This window comes from Salinirubellus litoreus (assembly GCF_037335815.1).
Taxonomy (GTDB): Archaea; Halobacteriota; Halobacteria; order Halobacteriales; family Haloarculaceae; genus Salinirubellus; species Salinirubellus litoreus.
Window position 1 is genome coordinate 3641456 of record NZ_CP147841.1, and the last position, 14753, is coordinate 3656208.

The following is a 14753-nucleotide window of genomic DNA, read 5'->3' on the forward strand; positions in this document are numbered from 1 at the left end:
CGGTTCGCCCCGCACGCTCCCGGCGAGGGTGCCGTGACCGGTCACGACTTGATCCTGGACGGCCTACCGTGACCCGTTCATGGTCGAGGACACCCCCGGCATCCACCACGTGACCGGCATCGTCGGCGACGCGCAACCGAGCCTCGACTTCTACGCCGACGTGCTCGGGCTCCGGCTCGTAAAACGGACGGTGAACCACGAGGATATCCTCCGGCACCACCTCTACTACGGGAACGGAACGGGGGCGCTCGGGTCGCTGTTCACCGCCTTCCCCTACCCCGGCGACCCCCCAGGTCGAGTGGGAAAACCGCAGGTCGCGGCCGTCGGGTTCGCCGTTCCCCCGGGATCGCTCGACTACTGGGCGAGCCGACTGGAAGGGAGAGGTGTCGACCCCGAGTACCGGGAACGGTTCGACGGGACGGTGCTCCGGTTCGAGGACCCCGACGGGACCCACGTCGAACTCGTCGCCGGCGAGTCGCCGCTCGACTCCTGGGAGTCGGGGCCGGTCCCGGCCGAATCGGCGATCCGGGGGATCCACGGCGTCACGGTGCTCCCGACGAACCCCTACGCGACCGCGAGCACGCTCAAGACGCTCGGGTTCGACCTCGTCGGCGAGGAGCCCGAACCAGCTGGCAAGGACGGCGCGGAGGGCTCGGCAGGTTATTCGGGTACTCGCGTCCGATACCGGGCACCGGGCGATGCCGCGACCGTCGTCGACCTCCTCGACCGGGATGTGGCCTACGGCCGGGAGGGTCCCGGGACGCTCCACCACGTCGCCGTCCGCGTCGGGAGCGAGGCCGAACTCTTCGAGTGGCACGACCTGTTCCGCGAGCGCGACTACCACGTCTCGCGGGTTCGCGACCGGATCTACTACCGGTCGATCTACGTCCGCGGTCCCGGCGGGGTGCTGTTCGAGCTGGCGACGGAGGGGCCCGGGCTGGCGGTCGACGAGCCCGGAGCCCCCGAGACGATGGGCGAGTCGCTCGTCCTGCCCGACTGGGCCGAGGAGGACCGCGAGATGATCGAGTCACAGCTCCCGCCGATCTCACCCCCACGGGTCGAGTCGACGTGACCGGGAACCGGGACGGCTCCGACCCGCACGCGGACGGGCCGCTCGTCACCGCCGGCGCGCCCGCGGGAGCGACCGAGGTGGCCGTCGTCCTGCTCCACGGGCGGGGAGCGACCGCCGACGGCGTCGTCCGTCTCGCGGACCCGCTCTACCGTCACGGCGTGGCCTTCTACGCGCCGGAGGCCGATCGGAGCCGGTGGTTCCCGCACTCTTTCCTCGCGCCGGTCGGGCGCAACGAGCCGCACCTCTCCTCGGCGCTCCGACGGGTCGGGGCGGTCGTCGAGCGGGCCACGAGGACCCTCGCGGCCGAGCGGGTGGTCGTGGGCGGGTTCTCCCAGGGGGCCTGTCTCGCCGCGGAGTTCGCGGCCCGACACCCGCGGCGCTACGGCGGGGTGTTCGTCCTCAGCGGCGGGCTCGTCGGCCCCGAAGACCGCCTCGCCGACCCGCCGTTCGAGGGCTCGCTCGACGGCACCCCAGTCTTCCTGGGGTGCGGTGACGCCGACGAGCACGTCCCCGAGGAGCGGGTCCACCGCACGGCCGAGATACTCCGCTCGCTCGGCGGCGACGTGACCGAACGGATATACGAGGGGGTTGGCCACGAGGTGGTCGACGAGGAGTTCGCCGCCGTGGGTGCGACCCTCGACGCCCTGCTCGGATCCGACTGAGCCCGAACGATGCCGTCTCCGTCGGTCCCGGGATGTGCGCGGCTTGCGCACGCTTGAGGGCTGGTTAAGAGGATGGCGGTGCCACTCCTCCACGATGACCGGCCAATCTCCTCCGACGTCCGAGTCGTCCGCGAGCGTGCTCCGTGACCTCCCCCCCAGTGCGAAGCTCGTCGCCAAGACGCTCGAGTACGAGGGGAAACTCACGCAGTCCGAGCTCGCGGGCGAGACGCTGTTGCCGCGCCGGACGGTCCGGCACGCGCTGAAACGGCTCGAGGAGAACGGCTTCGTCGACTCGCGGACCTCCTTCGTCGACGCGAGACAGCGCGTCTACTCGCTCCGGGACGGCTCCTCGACCGTCGAGGACGCCTCCCTGGCGGCCTCGCAGTAGGCTCCCACAACCGGTCCGTTCGATCCCGATCTGTCGAACCGTTCGTTCCGGCTACCGTCCGTGCCCCGGGAGAACGTCCGTCCCCGTGATGAACCGAATCCCCCGTCCCGCCGGGCGGAGGTGAACCCGTGCGGTCCCGGAACGCGCTCGACGTCTCTCGGGGACGGGGGCGCTCTGCCGCCGAGTAGGTGGGTTATTACTCGTGAGCGGACGCGGCGAGCACACGCCCACCCCCGATGTCCCCCGCCGATCCACCGAGCGTGCCACCGAACCGCCCGCACAGCACCGTTTCGAACCCCGTCAGTGGGGTCGACGCCCGATGAACGCGGTCCGGGAGGCGGTGGGTCGCCTCCGCGCGGGCCACGGGTGGACGCTGCTCGTGGTCGCGGCCGGCTGGCTCCTCATCCAGGGGTTCCGGGTGGCGCTCCCGGCGCTCCTCCCACAGATCAAGGCGGAGTTCCTCGTGGACAACACGAGCGCGGGGTTCGCGCTGACGGTCCTCTGGTTCGCGTACGCCGCGATGCAGTTCCCGAGCGGGGTCGTCGCCGACCGGATCGGCGAGCGCCGGCTCCTCGTCGGGGGCGTCGCCCTCGCGACGCTCTGTCTCGGGCTGTTCTACCTCGCCCCGCTGTTCGCGGTCTTCCTGCTCGCCTGCGGGGCGTTCGGCGTTGGCGCGGGGCTGTACGGGACACCCCGCGACATGCTCCTCTCGCGGACGTTCCCGAGGACGGTCAGCACGGCCTACACGGTGACGTTCTCGGCCGGGAGCATCGGTGCCGCGGCGCTCCCGCTCGTCGTCACGGCGCTCGCCGCCCGGTTCGACTGGCGGATCGCCGTCCTCTCGCTCCTCCCCCTGTTCGCGGTCGTGGGTCTCGGGCTGTGGCGGGTCGTCCCCGCCGCCCCGGCGACGGACGACGACGGCCTGTCCGCGCGCGAGACGGCCGTTCGGACCGTGCGGGCCCTCTCGGATCGGACGGTCCTCCTGGCGAGCGCCGGGATGGTCCTGTTCATCTTCACCTACCAGGCCATCCTCTCCTTTCTCCCGACCTACCTCGTCGAGGTCAAGGGGCTCGATTCCAGTACCGCCGCGGCGCTGTTCGGCCTCCTGTTCGTCTTCGCGGCGATCGTCCAGCCGATCGCGGGAACCCTCGCCGACCGGTACGGCGAGCGGCCGACGATACTCGTGCTCGTCGTCCTCTCGACGGTCACGCTGCTCGCGCTCCCGTACACCGACGGCCGCCTCGCACTCACCGTCCTGGTCCCGGTGCTCGGGATCCGCATCGCCATCGGGCCGCTCACCAGCGCGTACGTCGTCCCGGAACTCCCGGCGGACGTCCAGGGGTCGGGCTGGGGGCTTCTTCGAACTGTTTTCTTCGGGGTCGGCTCGACCGGCTCGACCGTCGTCGGTGTCTTCGCCGACGCGGGGCTGTTCGACGCCGCGTTCCTCTTTCTCACCGTGCTGACGGGTGCGATCGTCGTGTTCTGGCTGCTGCTCCCCTCGAAGGACGACCGCGATCGTGGCGCGGCCGGCTGACCGGTCGGACCAAGTCGTGCCGCCGCCGTCCGCATCGTTCCCCCCGGCTCGCGCCCGCCGGTCGGGTCGGATCCTCAGTCGTCGTCGGCCCCGGTGCCGACCTCGTCGACCGCCCGGACTGCGGCCCCGTCCCCTCGTGCGCCGAGGCCGCCGTCGACGACGTGGAGGTCGCGCTGTGGGAACGGGATGGCGATCCCCGACTCTTCGAACGCCGAGTACACCCCCTTGTTGAGGAGGTGGCTCGCCCGGCCCCGGAGGACCGGATCGCGTATCCAGCAGAGCAGTTCGACGTCGACCGAACTGTCGCCGAACCCCCGCACCCTGACCCGAGGCGTGGGCTGTTCGAGCACCAGCGACTCGGCCGCCGCCACCGACAGCAGGGTCTCCTCGACGTGGTCGAGATCGGAGCCGTAGGCGACGCCGACCGGGATCCGGATGCGGCGCTCGCGCTCGGGGACGGACTCGTTGACGATCGTCGCGGAGTTGAGCCGCGAGTTCGGGATGGTCACGAGGACGTCGTCGCGCGTCCGGACGACCGTCGAGCGGATGGAGATGTCCTCGACCCGGCCGCGCTCGCCCGTCTCGAGGACGATGTAGTCACCCACCTTGTACGTCCCGTCGAAGTAGAGCGCGATGGAGCCGAAGAAGTTCGCGATGGTGTCCCGCGCCGCGAGCCCGACGATGATGCCGAGCACGCCCGCGGAGGCGAGCAGCGGCGTGACGTTGATCTCCCAGTAGTAAAGCAGGAGGAACCCCCCGACGCCGAGGACGAGGAGCGTCCAGACGTTCTGGAAGATGGGGACGATCGACCCGTCGATGCCCTCGGCCGACTCGACGAGTGCCCGGGAGGCCTTCCGGCCGACGCGGAGGAGCGTGACCATCCAGACCAGCGTGATCGTCGAGAGGATGGTCGCCGTGACGCCCACGTCGAGCGCACCGGATAGCCCGATGGGTTCGCGGGCGAGGTACGCCCCCACGAGGACGACCGTCACGTACCCCGCAGGGTGGACCCCCCGGAGGACGATGTCGTCGACCTCGCCGTCGATCCGGCGGGTCACCCGGCGGATGAGGACGTCGCCGCCGACCTGTATCAGGCGGGCGACGCCGAGCGAGACGACCACGATGAGCACGAGCGCCTGCCAGTCCGGCAGCCCCGCCAGCGTCCGCTCGAACGCCGCGAACCACTCCCCTGCCGCCACCGGTTGCATCGGATCGAGTTGGCGAACGACCGGTAAATACGTGTCGGGGCGCTCACACCTGTCGGGCGCGACACGGTTACTTCTGTGGACACGACGCCGAGGCTCCGGCGAATCCGCTGGACGATCGCGAGTTCGGGCGAACCCGCCGAACGGAGAGCGTACTTCCACCGTGGTTTGATACTCCCTCGGGCTCGATCGACTACGAGCGGCAATGATCGAGACGACCGTCGGAAAGATACCGCCCCGGGCGATCGCGCTCGTCCTCTCGGGGATCGCGCTCTCTACCGCGCTGTTCTATCTGGTGTCGACGCTCGTCGTCTACCGGGACACCGCCGTACCGTTGCTGTTCGAACTCGCCAGCACCGTTCCGGTCGGTATCAACTCGTATCTCGCCCTCTCGTACCTCCTGGGCTTCGCCACGAGCTACGCGTTCCTCTACGGAGGTGGACTCGATCGGCTTCACGGATACCTTCGGAGCGACCGCTGAGATCCACCGGCCGCTCCCCGCAGGAACCCGTTGCATCGACGTTCCGAACGCGGATCCACTGAACGCGCTCTCACTATACGTCGTACCACTTGCTCGCTGCCGGGTATCTCCGGCAGGTCGACTCAGCCGAACAGCTCCCGCATCTCGCCCGGCGTCGCGTCGGTCCTGAGCGTCGTCCCGCCGTAGTGGGTCCGTGAGGCCTCGAACCCCGCCCCGCGCAGTCCCTCCAGGAAGTCGTCCATCCCGATCGCCGGCTCGCCCCAGGTCCTGTAGAGGCGGTGCTGGTCGTAGTGGGTCGGCCGGTCGAGTTCGGACCCGATGCGTTCGAGGAGGTCCCGGGCCTCCCCGGCGGTGCCGAACTCGTCGGGGACCGCCTCGCGCGTGGCCGCGACGAACCCGCGGTCGTGGGGGATCGCGAGGTAGATCGGTCCCGCCGTCTTGATAGTCCCGCCACACTCCGGACAGGCGTCGAGCGGGTCGGCGATCAGCCCGCGCTCGGCCTCGCGGTAGAGGCAGTCCTGGCACCAGTCGACGTAGCCGAGTTCGTCCACGCGGTCGTCGGCGCGCTGTGCTCCGGTTTCGAGGTGGAGGTAGGTCCGGACGTAGTGGGCCGAGACGTGCGAGAGCACGGGCCTCGCGGCGACGTCGTACCGGGCGGCGGTCCGGACGAGCGCCGACAGGAGGACCCGGAGGCCCATCTCGGCGTGGAACTCCGTGTTCCGCGGGACCGTCGAGTAGGTGCGCACGCCCGACCGGAAGTGCGCGCCACAGAGCGGCGCGGTGTCGGTCGCGGTGACGCAGAGCAGCGATCGGGCGCTGTCGAACGCCGCGTCGGTGAACGGGATCGGCGTCCCGAACGGGTCGAGGTCCACGACGTCGAAGTCGGCCTCGTGCATGAACGCCTGCGCTTTCCTCCGAACGACCTCCCCGTCGAGGCCGTTGCGTTCGAGGTTGCGACGAGCGAGATCGACGGCGTCGGGGTCGACGTCACAGAGCGTCGCGTCGAACCCGGCGGCGGCCGCCCGGACCCCCCGCACCCCGGAGGCGGCCGTCGCGTCGAGGTAGGTCTCGACTCCCCGGTCCGACCAGTCGGGGTAGGCCCGGAGCGCCGCGACAGTCACGTCGCGGTTGAGCTCCTGGACGGGGTTGAAGAACACCCCCTCCTCCCGGCCGTCCTCGTGGGTCCCCTCGACCTCAAGGCGACACCCACCCTCTACGTGCTCCATACGCGTGACCCGGGACCGGGCGCGAAAAGCGCGGCGTTATCCTCATACGGATTGTTGTAGTCTTTTACCGGCGATCACGGACCCCGCTCGGGTGATCGCCGGTAGATCGTTACAACAATCCGTATCAGACGGGCGACGCTCCCGGCGCGCCACTCCGTCTTCGAGGAGGAGAACTGCCGAACGCTTTTCTCGGCGCGTCCCGAACCCCGACCGTGACCTCGGTCGAGGACTGGCAGGACCTGCTCGACGGGACGGGGCGGCTCACCCCGGAGGCGGTCGACAGCATCGTCGCCGCCCACGGCTCGCGGGGCCGCCGTGCCATCGAGGCCGTCGGCGAGGAGCGGGTCAAGGAGTACAACGACTTCACCGTCGTCGTCGGTCACGAGGACGAGTACATCGTCGAGGACGGGGGCTGTACCTGCGAGGACGCCCAGTACAACCTCGACGGCGAGGACCCCGAACAGCTCTGCTGGCACGCCATCGCCGCCGCGGTCGCCCGCCGTGTCGGTGCCCTCGACCGCCACGACATGTGGTACTCGGACGTCCGCGAACTGCTCTGATCGGCCGGAGAATGCCGCTTCGCACCCGCTATTCCTCCCGCGGATCGGGATCCAGGCGGACGTGCCGGGTCGCGTAGGCGACCTGGTAGCCGAACCAGACCAGCGTGAGCGAGCCGACGGCCGCGACGACGGCGAAGGCCGCGTCCCCGCCCCGCACCCCCTCGACGACCGGCGCGAGGTAGCTCACCGTGAGCCCGGCCCCGAGGAGCGCCATCGAGACGCCGGCGAGGTGGTTCCAGCGGACCGCCAGTCCCGCGACCGCGTACCGCTCCCGGACCCCGGCGGTGAGCAGCAGGAGCGCCGCGAGCGTCATCGTGCCGTACTGGAGTGCGACGCGCGGCTCGGCGAGCCCGTCGATCCCGAACAGGACGACGAGCAGCTGTGCGACGACGAACAGGAAGCCGCCGAGCCAGGGGAGCCACCGCCGGTTCACGCCCACGGGAAGGGCCGGGGGCGTAATGAACCCCCCGTGGAGTCCACGCCGATCGGGTCGGGTGAACCGACGCCCGGACCCCGCAGGGACTTTTACCGGGACGCCCCTGAGGGTGGGTATGGAACTGGAGCTCCGTTTCTTCGCCACATTCCGTGCCGCCGTCGGGCAGAAGACCATCGAGCGGGAGTTCGACGACGGGGCGACCGTGGGCGAGATCCTGGCGGCCCTCGAAGCGGAGTTCGAGGGGCTGTCCGGCGAACTCATCGAGGACGGGGAGATACGCGACCAGCTGAGCGTGCTGAAGAACGGCCGCGAGGTGCTCCACATGGAGGGGATCGACACGGTGATGGAGGACGGCGACCGGCTGTCGGTGTTCCCGCCGGTCGCCGGGGGGACTTCGGCCGACACCCCCGGGAGTGGGGAGTCGAGCGGGACGGCGGACGTAGCCGAGAACGGGGCCGGGGACGACCGGGGGACGAAGCGAATCGAGCGATCCTGGCGGGGCATCTCCGAGCGGCTAGCGCTCGAGTACCTGGAGGGACTCGGCGGCGAGCACGTCGACGAGCACGCCGTCGAGGCCGACGACTGGCGGGCCCGGACCTCCGCCGAGAAGGTGTCGATCTACGAGGGGTCGACGATGAGCCTCACGGAGGTGACGGTCGTCTTCGAGGGCGACCCGGAGGCGCTCGACGACCTCGTCGAGCGGTTCGCGCGGAAGGCGATGCGGGCCGGCGGGTAGATGGCACGGGGCGACCCGCTCGACGGGCAGGTGCTGGTGCTGGCGGCCGCGAAGGCCAGCGTCGCACCCGACCGCCTGCCCGGACTGGTCGACCGTGCCCAGGCCCACCTCGGCCCGCGGATCGGCGAGTACCGTCGGGAGTACGAGTGCGTCGCCGAGGAGGACGACCGGTCCGTGTTCCTCGCCGAGCAAGGCCACTGGGCGAGGATCGGCGAGGAACTCGGGCTCGGCGAGCGGGAGGTGGACGCACTCCGGCGCGCCCACGAGGAGCAGTTACGACGGTCGGGGACGGTCGAGGACCGCCGCGAGGAGTTCGAGTCGGCGCTCGACATCCGCGAGGCGGTCGTCGTGGGAACGTAGCGACGGGGCGATCCCGCAGGTCGTCGGGTGGGAGATGGGTCACTCCGCGAGGGGTCGACGCCGATCAGGGGTCGTTGTCCTGGGCCTCGACGAGCACGGCGTTCTCGACGTACTCGGTGCCGCCGCCCATCCGTAACTGGAGGGTCGAACCCGGGAGGTCGGGGTCGTCCCCGTCCTCCTCGTCCTCGTCGTTGTCGTGCGGGACGGAGACGGCGACGACCTCGTCGTAGTCGACCGCGCGCCGCTGGAGGACGCGGCCGTCGACCTCGACGCGCTCCCACTCGTCGGTCTCCAGGTCGTCGACGTCGAAGTACTCCGAGGCGCTGGTGTCGGGGCCGACCGCATCTCCCGACCGGACGGTCTCCGTGGCGTCGTCCTCGCGGTACTGGTGCAGGTAGACGAGCATGCTCGATCGAGCGACGCATCCACGATAACGGCTCACTCTGCACGTTCATGCCGGTGCCGTCGTCGGCCGGCGGAGCCGGGACTCGGCGTGGGTGCGGATCGTCGAAAGAAGCGGTGGGTTCCGGTGTTCAGTCGTCGGCTGGTGCGGCCGAGTCGCCCCGCGAGACGCCCGTCCCGGGACCGATGTCGATGCCGAGGTCGTCCAGTCGCTCGTCGGGCACGACCCCGTCGACCCAGCCCCGGCGCTCGTAGTACTCGTCGAGCATCGGGTCGAGTTCACAGAACTCGCCCTCGCTCGCGCCCTGTCCGGGCATCCCGCCCTCGCCGTCGAGGAACCGGGCGGGCAGGGAGTCCTCCTCGCGACCGAACCCGTTGAGGTTGTTGTAGTACCGCTCCAGGGTGTAGATGCGGTCGCCGGTCTCGAGGAGCTCGTCCTCCGTGACGTCGAGGCCCGTCATGCCGTTGTACTGCTTGACGTACTCCTCGATGCCCTCCGCGAAGGCGTTGAACTTGCAGATGTCGAACGAGTCGGAGATGGCGTGCATGTCCTGGAACATGGCGCAGAGCTCGCCCTTGCCCTCCCACTCGTAGGGATCCGTCTTCTCGGGGAGACCCAGGAGTTCGGCGGAAGGGGTGTAGCCGCGCAGGTGGCACGCGCCGCGGTTCGAGGTGGCGTAGCCGATGCCCATCCCCTTCATGCAGCGGGGGTCGTAGGCCGCGATGGCCTGGTTCTTCACGGTGAGCGTCGAGCCGTGCCCGTCGAACGCCTCGGCCATGTGGGCCTGCCCGTCGGCGAGGTGGTCCGCGAGGTCGGTCTCGCGGGTGGCGATGCGCTCGATCATGTCGATCATCTCGTGGGCGTCGCCCCACTCGATCCCCTCGCCGAGATCGTCGAGCTTGCCGTCCTCGGTCAGCTCCATCGCCATCGCCATGATGTTGCCCGTCTCGATGGTGTCGACACCCATGTCGTTACACCGGTCGATCATCACGGCGATCTCGTCGCGCTCGGTGTGGCCCGAGTTGGGCCCGAGCGCCCACGCGGACTCGTACTCGTAGGACTCCATCCGGACGTTCAGGTCCTCGCCCTTGTGCATCACCGACGTCTCGACCTCCTTCTTGCACGCCACGGGGCAGGAGTGGCAGGTCGGCTCGTCGACGAGGATGTTCTCGCGGACGTTCTCGCCGGAGACCCGCTCGGAGTCGAAGTCGTCGGGGATCGAGGAGTCCTCGTTTTTGGCGTCCTCGGTCGAGGTGTACCGCCCGTTCCTCGTCGGGAGGCCGGAGGTCTCCTCGGTGACGTTCATCAGGACGTTCGTCCCGTACATCGAGAGGCCGCCCTCGTTCGGGGCGGTGACGTCCGACTCCTGGATGACCTGCATCGCCTGCTGGTGGCCCTCGCGGAACAGTTCGGGGTTCGCGGGTTTGGGCATCTTCGTCGAGGACTTGACGACGACTGCCTTCAGCCGCTTGTTGCCCATGACACAGCCCGTGCCGCCGCGCCCGGAGGCGCGGTCGTCCTCGTTCATGATGCAGGCGTACTTGACCTCGTTCTCGCCGCCCGGCCCGATGGCCATACAGGAGAGGTTCTTGCCGAACGAGCCCTCGCACTCGTCCTCGAGTTCGTCCATCGTGTCGTGGACGCCCCAGCCCCAGAGGTGCGAGGCGTCCCGGAGTTCGACCTCGCCGTCCTCGACGACGGCGTAGACCGGGTGTTCGGAACGACCCTCGAACAGGAGGCCGTCGAACCCGGCCCACTTCAGCCGCGCGCCCGACCAGCCGCCGTGGTGGCTGTCGGTGACCGTCCCGGTGAGCGGGGACTTCGTGCAGATGGCGATGCGCCCGCTCATCACGACCTGGGTTCCCGTGAGCGGCCCGTTCATCATGGCGAGGAGGTTGTCCTCGCCGAGCGGGTCCACGTCGGGCCCCTGGTCGAACACGTACTTCACGCCGAGCCCGCGGGCCCCGATGTACTTCCTCGCGTCCTCCTCGTCGATCCCCTCGTAGGCGACGTCGCCCGAGGAGAGGTCGACGCGTGCCACGTTGTCCTGGAATCCACCTAGTTCTGTCATAGTAATCCGTACAGCTTGCTAGTGGGGTGGATGTGGGGTAACGCTTGCCACCGGGACGTAACCAGATAAGGTTACATCCGTGTTCGGACTTCGGCCCAACAATCGGAAGACGTCGCTCCGAATCACGGCCACCGGTGGATCGGTCGGAGGAACGTTGCTGGTTTCATCTCCACTCGGGAGGAAGGAACTCCGTTCGAACCGGTGAGAGAGGTGTGGCCGCCGCCGACCGACAGGCGTATCCCGGTCGCGGGAACACGGCCCGGCGTGCGAGCGCTCGGGGACTCACGGCTGGGCTACGCCGTCCTCGCCGTCGCCGCGGTGGGGCTGTTCGTCGCCAGCGTCGTCCCCCCTCCGGCGGCCGCGACGGGGCCGCCGGCCCCGCGACCGCTCGGCGTCCCACTCGACAAGTGGATCCACGCGGGAGCGTACGGCGTCCTCGCGCTCCTCCTCTGTTTCGCGACTCGCGCCCGGCGGACCCGTACGGTGGTCCTCGCCGCCGTCGTAGTGGCGGCCTACGGTCTCGCGATCGAGTTCGTCCAGGCACCCCTCTCCGCCCGGTCGTTCGACCTCGTCGACGCGGCGGCGAACGCCACCGGAGCCGCGCTCGCCGCGCTCGCCTGGCGGGTCAGGACCGCACTCGAGGACCGTCGGGACCGCTCACGCCGGTAACTCGGTCGGCGAGAAGGGGTCGGACCGGTCGACCGCGACCGTGACAACGCAGGGGCTTTACTCGTCCGCGGGGAACGTCGGGTATGAGCAAGCCCGATCCCGGCGTGTACGAGCAGGGCCGGGGGATGGACGCCCACAACGCGGTGATGCGGGAGATCCGCGCCCGGAACGACCGGACGTACGATCCCCGCGAGCCGACCCGCGTCTGGCTCGACGAGGACAACACGCCCGACGGGGTGGTCCGATCGCTCACCATCATCCTCAACACGGGGGGGTGTCGGTGGGCACGGGCCGGCGGCTGTACGATGTGTGGCTACGTCGCCGAATCGGTAGAGGGCGGGACCGTCGCCCACGAGGACCTGATGGCCCAGGTCGAGGCCTGTCTCGAACACGAACGCGAGAACGCCGAACCCCACGAGCCCGCCCCGCTGGTGAAGATCTACACCTCCGGGTCGTTCCTCGACGAGCGCGAGGTGCCCGCCGAGACCCGCGAGGCCATCGCGGGGACGTTCGCCGACCGTGACCGGATGGTCGTCGAGTCGCTCCCGGACTTCGTCGACGCCGAAAAGCTCGACGACTTCACCGACCGAGGGATCGAGACGGACGTGGCCGTCGGGCTGGAGACGGCCACCGATCGCGTACGCCACGACTGCGTGAACAAGTACTTCGACTTCGCGGACTTCGAGGCGGCCTGTGCGGAGGCCCGCTCCGCGGGAGCGGGCGTGAAGGCCTACCTCCTCCTGAAGCCGGCGTTCCTCACCGAGTCGGAGGCGGTCGAGGACATGGTGCGGAGCGTGCGCCGGTGCGCGGCCGTCGAGGGCTGTCACACCGTCTCGATGAACCCCACTAACGTCCAGCGCCACACGATGGTCGAGGAGCTCTACCACGACGGCGGCTACCGGCCGCCGTGGCTCTGGTCTGTCCGTGCGGTCCTGGAGGAGACAGCGGACACGGACGCCATCGTCGTCTCCGATCCGGTGGGCCACGGGAGCGACCGTGGACCGCACAACTGCGGGGAGTGCGACGACCACGTCCAGACCGCGATCAAGGACTTCGACCTCCGGCAGGACCCCTCGGTGTTCGGTGAGGTCTCCTGTGAGTGTGAGGCGACCTGGGAGGCGGTGATGGAGCGCGAGCGGAGCTACGGGATGCCGCTCTCGCGGTGATCGGGGTACGGACGGGCTAACGGACCGGTTAATCGCCTGTTAACGGCTTCTCAGCGGTCGAGGTCACCGATCGGAAATGGAGAACGACGAGGATCCCCGTTTCCAGCCGCGAATCCGGCCTTAACCGGCAGATAGCTAAGCGGCCCCGGGGTGTGCCCCGAAGCGGGGATGCAACTGTGACCGAGCCGAAGCGGGAACGGGTGAAGCTGGGGGACTACGAGAGCGTCGTGCTCGACAACGGGTGGTACATGATCCGTCGGGCGCGGACGGAAGGAGCGGACGGGCAGTGGATAGCCACGGAGGAGGCGACACCGATACGGCAGTGAACCGCCCGTGGAGACCCTGCGCCCGTTTCGGGACGGGAGCCCCTGTCAGACGGCGTCGTCGGGGTCGTACCGCTCGCGGACCCGCTCGATCTCCGCCGCGTACCGCTCGCGGGTCTCGGGGTCGTCGACGGTCCCGAGGTTGGTGGGCGGGACGTCGACCGCGGCGGTCGTCTCCCGGTGGTCGCCGGTGAAACTCGTCAGGGCACGCTCCTTCCGGTAGTCGCGACGCCCGTCGGGCGTCGCGTACGTCAGGATGATGAGGTTCTGTTCGTCGTCGGAGTAGGTCCGCTCGACCAGCCAGACCCGAACCGTCTCCTCCTCCGTCGTGCTCATGGGCGATCGTACGGCCCTCGAGCCCATGAGTCCTCGGTCGTCGTCCGCCAACCGGAGAGGAACCGACGGTACGGTCCGTCCTCCCGTGGTTCAGGCGCTCTCGGCGAACCCGCGGAGGACGGCCGCGCCGTCCGTCCCGCCGACGTCGGGGAGCGTCGCCCGCTCGGGGTGGGGCATCAGCACGGCCGTCGTCCGGCGTTCGCCGACGATCCCCGCGACGTTTCGCTTCGACCCGTTGGGGTTCGACTCCCCGGTGACGCGGCCGTCGGGGTCACAGTAGCGGAACAGCACTCGGTCCTCCTCCTCCAGTTCGTCGAGGTGTCCCTCGGGGAGTTCGAACCGGCCCTCGCCGTGGGCGATGGGGAGTTCGATCACGTCACCTTCGGAGAACGCGGCGGTGAACGGGGTGTCCGTCGATTCGACGCGCAGGTGGACGTGCTCGCACTGGAAGCGCGCCGACCGGTTCGTGGTGAACGCGCCCGGGGTGAGCGAGGCCTCACAGCCGATCTGTGCGCCGTTGCAGATCCCCAGTACCGGAACGCCGTCGCGGGCGGCCTCGCGGACCTCGTCCATGATCGGGTCGCGAGCGGCCATCGCGCCCGCACGGAGGTAGTCCCCGTAGGAGAACCCGCCGGGGACGACGATCCCCGAGACGTCAGCCGGGAGGCCCTCCCGGTACCAGACGAGCTCGGCGTCGACGCCGACGTGGTTCAGTGCCTGGACGGCGTCCCGGTCACAGTTCGACCCGCCGAAGCGCACGACGGCGACTGTCACAGACGCCACCTCCCGTGCTGGCGACCGACGGGCGGCGTCGGGGAGACGGCGACCGTAGTCATGCTCGCTCCCGTTCGGCGATCTCGACCTCGTAATCGTGGATGGTCGGGTTCGCCAGCAGCCGCTCGGCCATCTCCTCGGCGCGCTCGGCGGCCGATTCGGCCGATTCGGCGTCCATGTCGACCTCGAAGCGGTCGGCAGAGCGGAGGTCCTCGAGTTCGAACCCGAGCCGTTCGAGCGCCCGCGCCGTCGTCTCGGCCTCCGGGTCGAGCACCCCGTGTTTCAACCGGACGGTGACGGTGGCGGTGTAACCGGTCATTACGCGTGGGACCGCGGCCGTGGGCCATACCG

General features: G+C 69.7%; 19 protein-coding genes and 1 pseudogene. 12 read left to right on the plus strand and 8 right to left on the minus strand.

The window, feature by feature from the left end:
- The first annotated feature begins 79 nt into the window (after positions 1 to 79).
- The 4 genes from WDJ58_RS18190 (at position 80) to WDJ58_RS18205 (ending at position 3656) form a co-directional block, all read left to right on the plus strand.
- A complete protein-coding gene (locus WDJ58_RS18190) occupies positions 80 to 1072 on the plus strand; it encodes a VOC family protein (RefSeq protein ID WP_338914719.1) in 993 nt (330 codons plus the stop codon).
- On the plus strand, positions 1069 to 1734 hold the full coding sequence (locus WDJ58_RS18195; protein WP_338914720.1) for an alpha/beta hydrolase: 666 nt from the start codon (positions 1069 to 1071) through the stop codon (positions 1732 to 1734). Before WDJ58_RS18190 ends, WDJ58_RS18195 begins: the two co-directional genes overlap by 4 nt.
- A gap of 94 nt (positions 1735 to 1828) precedes the next feature.
- Positions 1829 to 2122: a helix-turn-helix domain-containing protein gene (locus tag WDJ58_RS18200; protein WP_338914721.1), complete on the plus strand. Its 294-nt coding sequence runs from the start codon at positions 1829 to 1831 to the stop codon at positions 2120 to 2122.
- A gap of 319 nt (positions 2123 to 2441) precedes the next feature.
- Positions 2442 to 3656, plus strand: coding sequence for an MFS transporter (locus tag WDJ58_RS18205; RefSeq protein ID WP_338914722.1), 1215 nt, complete (start codon positions 2442 to 2444; stop codon positions 3654 to 3656).
- 74 nt (positions 3657 to 3730) lie between these two features.
- On the opposite strand, the gene WDJ58_RS18210 is transcribed toward WDJ58_RS18205, so the two are convergent.
- Positions 3731 to 4864 (minus strand): mechanosensitive ion channel family protein, encoded by a 1134-nt coding sequence (locus WDJ58_RS18210; protein ID WP_338914723.1) that lies wholly within the window; start codon positions 4862 to 4864, stop codon positions 3731 to 3733.
- 202 nt (positions 4865 to 5066) lie between these two features.
- Between WDJ58_RS18210 and WDJ58_RS18215 the strand changes: the two genes are divergently transcribed.
- A complete protein-coding gene (locus WDJ58_RS18215; RefSeq protein ID WP_338914724.1) occupies positions 5067 to 5342 on the plus strand; it encodes a hypothetical protein in 276 nt (91 codons plus the stop codon).
- 122 nt (positions 5343 to 5464) lie between these two features.
- Here WDJ58_RS18215 and WDJ58_RS18220 read toward each other — a convergent pair whose 3' ends face one another.
- Positions 5465 to 6568 (minus strand): tRNA (guanine(26)-N(2))-dimethyltransferase, encoded by a 1104-nt coding sequence (locus tag WDJ58_RS18220; protein ID WP_338914725.1) that lies wholly within the window; start codon positions 6566 to 6568, stop codon positions 5465 to 5467.
- Positions 6569 to 6780: 212 nt separating this feature from the next.
- Here WDJ58_RS18220 and WDJ58_RS18225 point away from each other — a divergent pair, with 212 nt between their 5' ends.
- Positions 6781 to 7128 (plus strand): hypothetical protein, encoded by a 348-nt coding sequence (locus tag WDJ58_RS18225; RefSeq protein ID WP_338914726.1) that lies wholly within the window; start codon positions 6781 to 6783, stop codon positions 7126 to 7128.
- Positions 7129 to 7156: 28 nt separating this feature from the next.
- Here the strand turns inward: WDJ58_RS18225 and WDJ58_RS18230 are convergent, their stop codons facing one another.
- Positions 7157 to 7561: a hypothetical protein gene (locus tag WDJ58_RS18230; RefSeq protein ID WP_338914727.1), complete on the minus strand. Its 405-nt coding sequence runs from the start codon at positions 7559 to 7561 to the stop codon at positions 7157 to 7159.
- Between the two features lie 118 nt (positions 7562 to 7679).
- Between WDJ58_RS18230 and WDJ58_RS26375 the strand changes: the two are divergent.
- From WDJ58_RS26375 to WDJ58_RS18240, 3 genes and pseudogenes are all read left to right on the plus strand, one after another.
- Positions 7680 to 7955, plus strand: a pseudogene (locus WDJ58_RS26375) (ubiquitin-like small modifier protein 1); the annotation flags it as partial.
- Between the two features lie 90 nt (positions 7956 to 8045).
- Positions 8046 to 8300, plus strand: a complete 255-nt coding sequence (locus tag WDJ58_RS26380; protein ID WP_380661646.1) for a hypothetical protein — start codon at positions 8046 to 8048, stop codon at positions 8298 to 8300.
- A complete protein-coding gene (locus tag WDJ58_RS18240) occupies positions 8301 to 8660 on the plus strand; it encodes a hypothetical protein (protein WP_338914729.1) in 360 nt (119 codons plus the stop codon). It begins immediately after the preceding gene.
- 64 nt (positions 8661 to 8724) lie between these two features.
- On the opposite strand, the gene WDJ58_RS18245 is transcribed toward WDJ58_RS18240, so the two are convergent.
- Together WDJ58_RS18245 and WDJ58_RS18250 are read right to left on the minus strand one after the other, a co-directional pair.
- Positions 8725 to 9066, minus strand: coding sequence for a hypothetical protein (locus tag WDJ58_RS18245; protein WP_338914730.1), 342 nt, complete (start codon positions 9064 to 9066; stop codon positions 8725 to 8727).
- 127 nt (positions 9067 to 9193) lie between these two features.
- Complete coding sequence (locus tag WDJ58_RS18250) at positions 9194 to 11134, minus strand: aldehyde ferredoxin oxidoreductase family protein (RefSeq protein WP_338914731.1); 1941 nt, start codon at positions 11132 to 11134, stop codon at positions 9194 to 9196.
- Positions 11135 to 11398: 264 nt separating this feature from the next.
- Here WDJ58_RS18250 and WDJ58_RS18255 point away from each other — a divergent pair, with 264 nt between their 5' ends.
- The 3 genes from WDJ58_RS18255 to WDJ58_RS18265 all read left to right on the plus strand — a co-directional run bounded on the left by WDJ58_RS18255 (position 11399) and on the right by WDJ58_RS18265 (position 13295).
- The gene (locus WDJ58_RS18255; RefSeq protein ID WP_338914732.1) at positions 11399 to 11803 is read left to right on the plus strand and encodes a VanZ family protein; all 405 of its coding nucleotides are present in this window, start codon (positions 11399 to 11401) and stop codon (positions 11801 to 11803) included.
- Between the two features lie 83 nt (positions 11804 to 11886).
- The gene (locus WDJ58_RS18260; protein ID WP_338914733.1) at positions 11887 to 12969 is read left to right on the plus strand and encodes an archaeosine biosynthesis radical SAM protein RaSEA; all 1083 of its coding nucleotides are present in this window, start codon (positions 11887 to 11889) and stop codon (positions 12967 to 12969) included.
- A 176-nt stretch (positions 12970 to 13145) separates the two neighbouring features.
- Entirely contained in the window at positions 13146 to 13295 is a 150-nt protein-coding gene (locus tag WDJ58_RS18265; protein ID WP_338914734.1) for a hypothetical protein, read from the plus strand.
- A 45-nt stretch (positions 13296 to 13340) separates the two neighbouring features.
- Here WDJ58_RS18265 and WDJ58_RS18270 read toward each other — a convergent pair whose 3' ends face one another.
- The 3 genes from WDJ58_RS18270 to purS all read right to left on the minus strand — a co-directional run bounded on the left by WDJ58_RS18270 (position 13341) and on the right by purS (position 14721).
- Positions 13341 to 13628 (minus strand): hypothetical protein, encoded by a 288-nt coding sequence (locus WDJ58_RS18270; RefSeq protein WP_338914735.1) that lies wholly within the window; start codon positions 13626 to 13628, stop codon positions 13341 to 13343.
- A gap of 90 nt (positions 13629 to 13718) precedes the next feature.
- Positions 13719 to 14402, minus strand: a complete 684-nt coding sequence (gene purQ, locus WDJ58_RS18275; RefSeq protein WP_338914736.1) for a phosphoribosylformylglycinamidine synthase I — start codon at positions 14400 to 14402, stop codon at positions 13719 to 13721.
- Between the two features lie 58 nt (positions 14403 to 14460).
- Positions 14461 to 14721: a phosphoribosylformylglycinamidine synthase subunit PurS gene (purS, locus tag WDJ58_RS18280; RefSeq protein ID WP_338914737.1), complete on the minus strand. Its 261-nt coding sequence runs from the start codon at positions 14719 to 14721 to the stop codon at positions 14461 to 14463.
- Positions 14722 to 14753 lie beyond the last annotated feature (32 nt).

Bases quoted from the DNA above. Each gene is read 5' to 3' on its own strand.
- WDJ58_RS18190 (WP_338914719.1), top strand. From the start codon at position 80: ATGGTCGAGGACACCCCCGGCATCCACCACGTGACCGGCATCGTCGGC.
- WDJ58_RS18200 (WP_338914721.1), top strand. From the start codon at position 1,829: ATGACCGGCCAATCTCCTCCGACGTCCGAGTCGTCCGCGAGCGTGCTC.
- WDJ58_RS18205 (WP_338914722.1), top strand. From the start codon at position 2,442: ATGAACGCGGTCCGGGAGGCGGTGGGTCGCCTCCGCGCGGGCCACGGG.
- WDJ58_RS18210 (WP_338914723.1), bottom strand. From the start codon at position 4,864: ATGCAACCGGTGGCGGCAGGGGAGTGGTTCGCGGCGTTCGAGCGGACG.
- WDJ58_RS18215 (WP_338914724.1), top strand. From the start codon at position 5,067: ATGATCGAGACGACCGTCGGAAAGATACCGCCCCGGGCGATCGCGCTC.
- WDJ58_RS18220 (WP_338914725.1), bottom strand. From the start codon at position 6,568: ATGGAGCACGTAGAGGGTGGGTGTCGCCTTGAGGTCGAGGGGACCCAC.
- WDJ58_RS18240 (WP_338914729.1), top strand. From the start codon at position 8,301: ATGGCACGGGGCGACCCGCTCGACGGGCAGGTGCTGGTGCTGGCGGCC.
- WDJ58_RS18245 (WP_338914730.1), bottom strand. From the start codon at position 9,066: ATGCTCGTCTACCTGCACCAGTACCGCGAGGACGACGCCACGGAGACC.
- WDJ58_RS18250 (WP_338914731.1), bottom strand. From the start codon at position 11,134: ATGACAGAACTAGGTGGATTCCAGGACAACGTGGCACGCGTCGACCTC.
- WDJ58_RS18260 (WP_338914733.1), top strand. From the start codon at position 11,887: ATGAGCAAGCCCGATCCCGGCGTGTACGAGCAGGGCCGGGGGATGGAC.
- WDJ58_RS18270 (WP_338914735.1), bottom strand. From the start codon at position 13,628: ATGAGCACGACGGAGGAGGAGACGGTTCGGGTCTGGCTGGTCGAGCGG.
- purS (WP_338914737.1), bottom strand. From the start codon at position 14,721: ATGACCGGTTACACCGCCACCGTCACCGTCCGGTTGAAACACGGGGTG.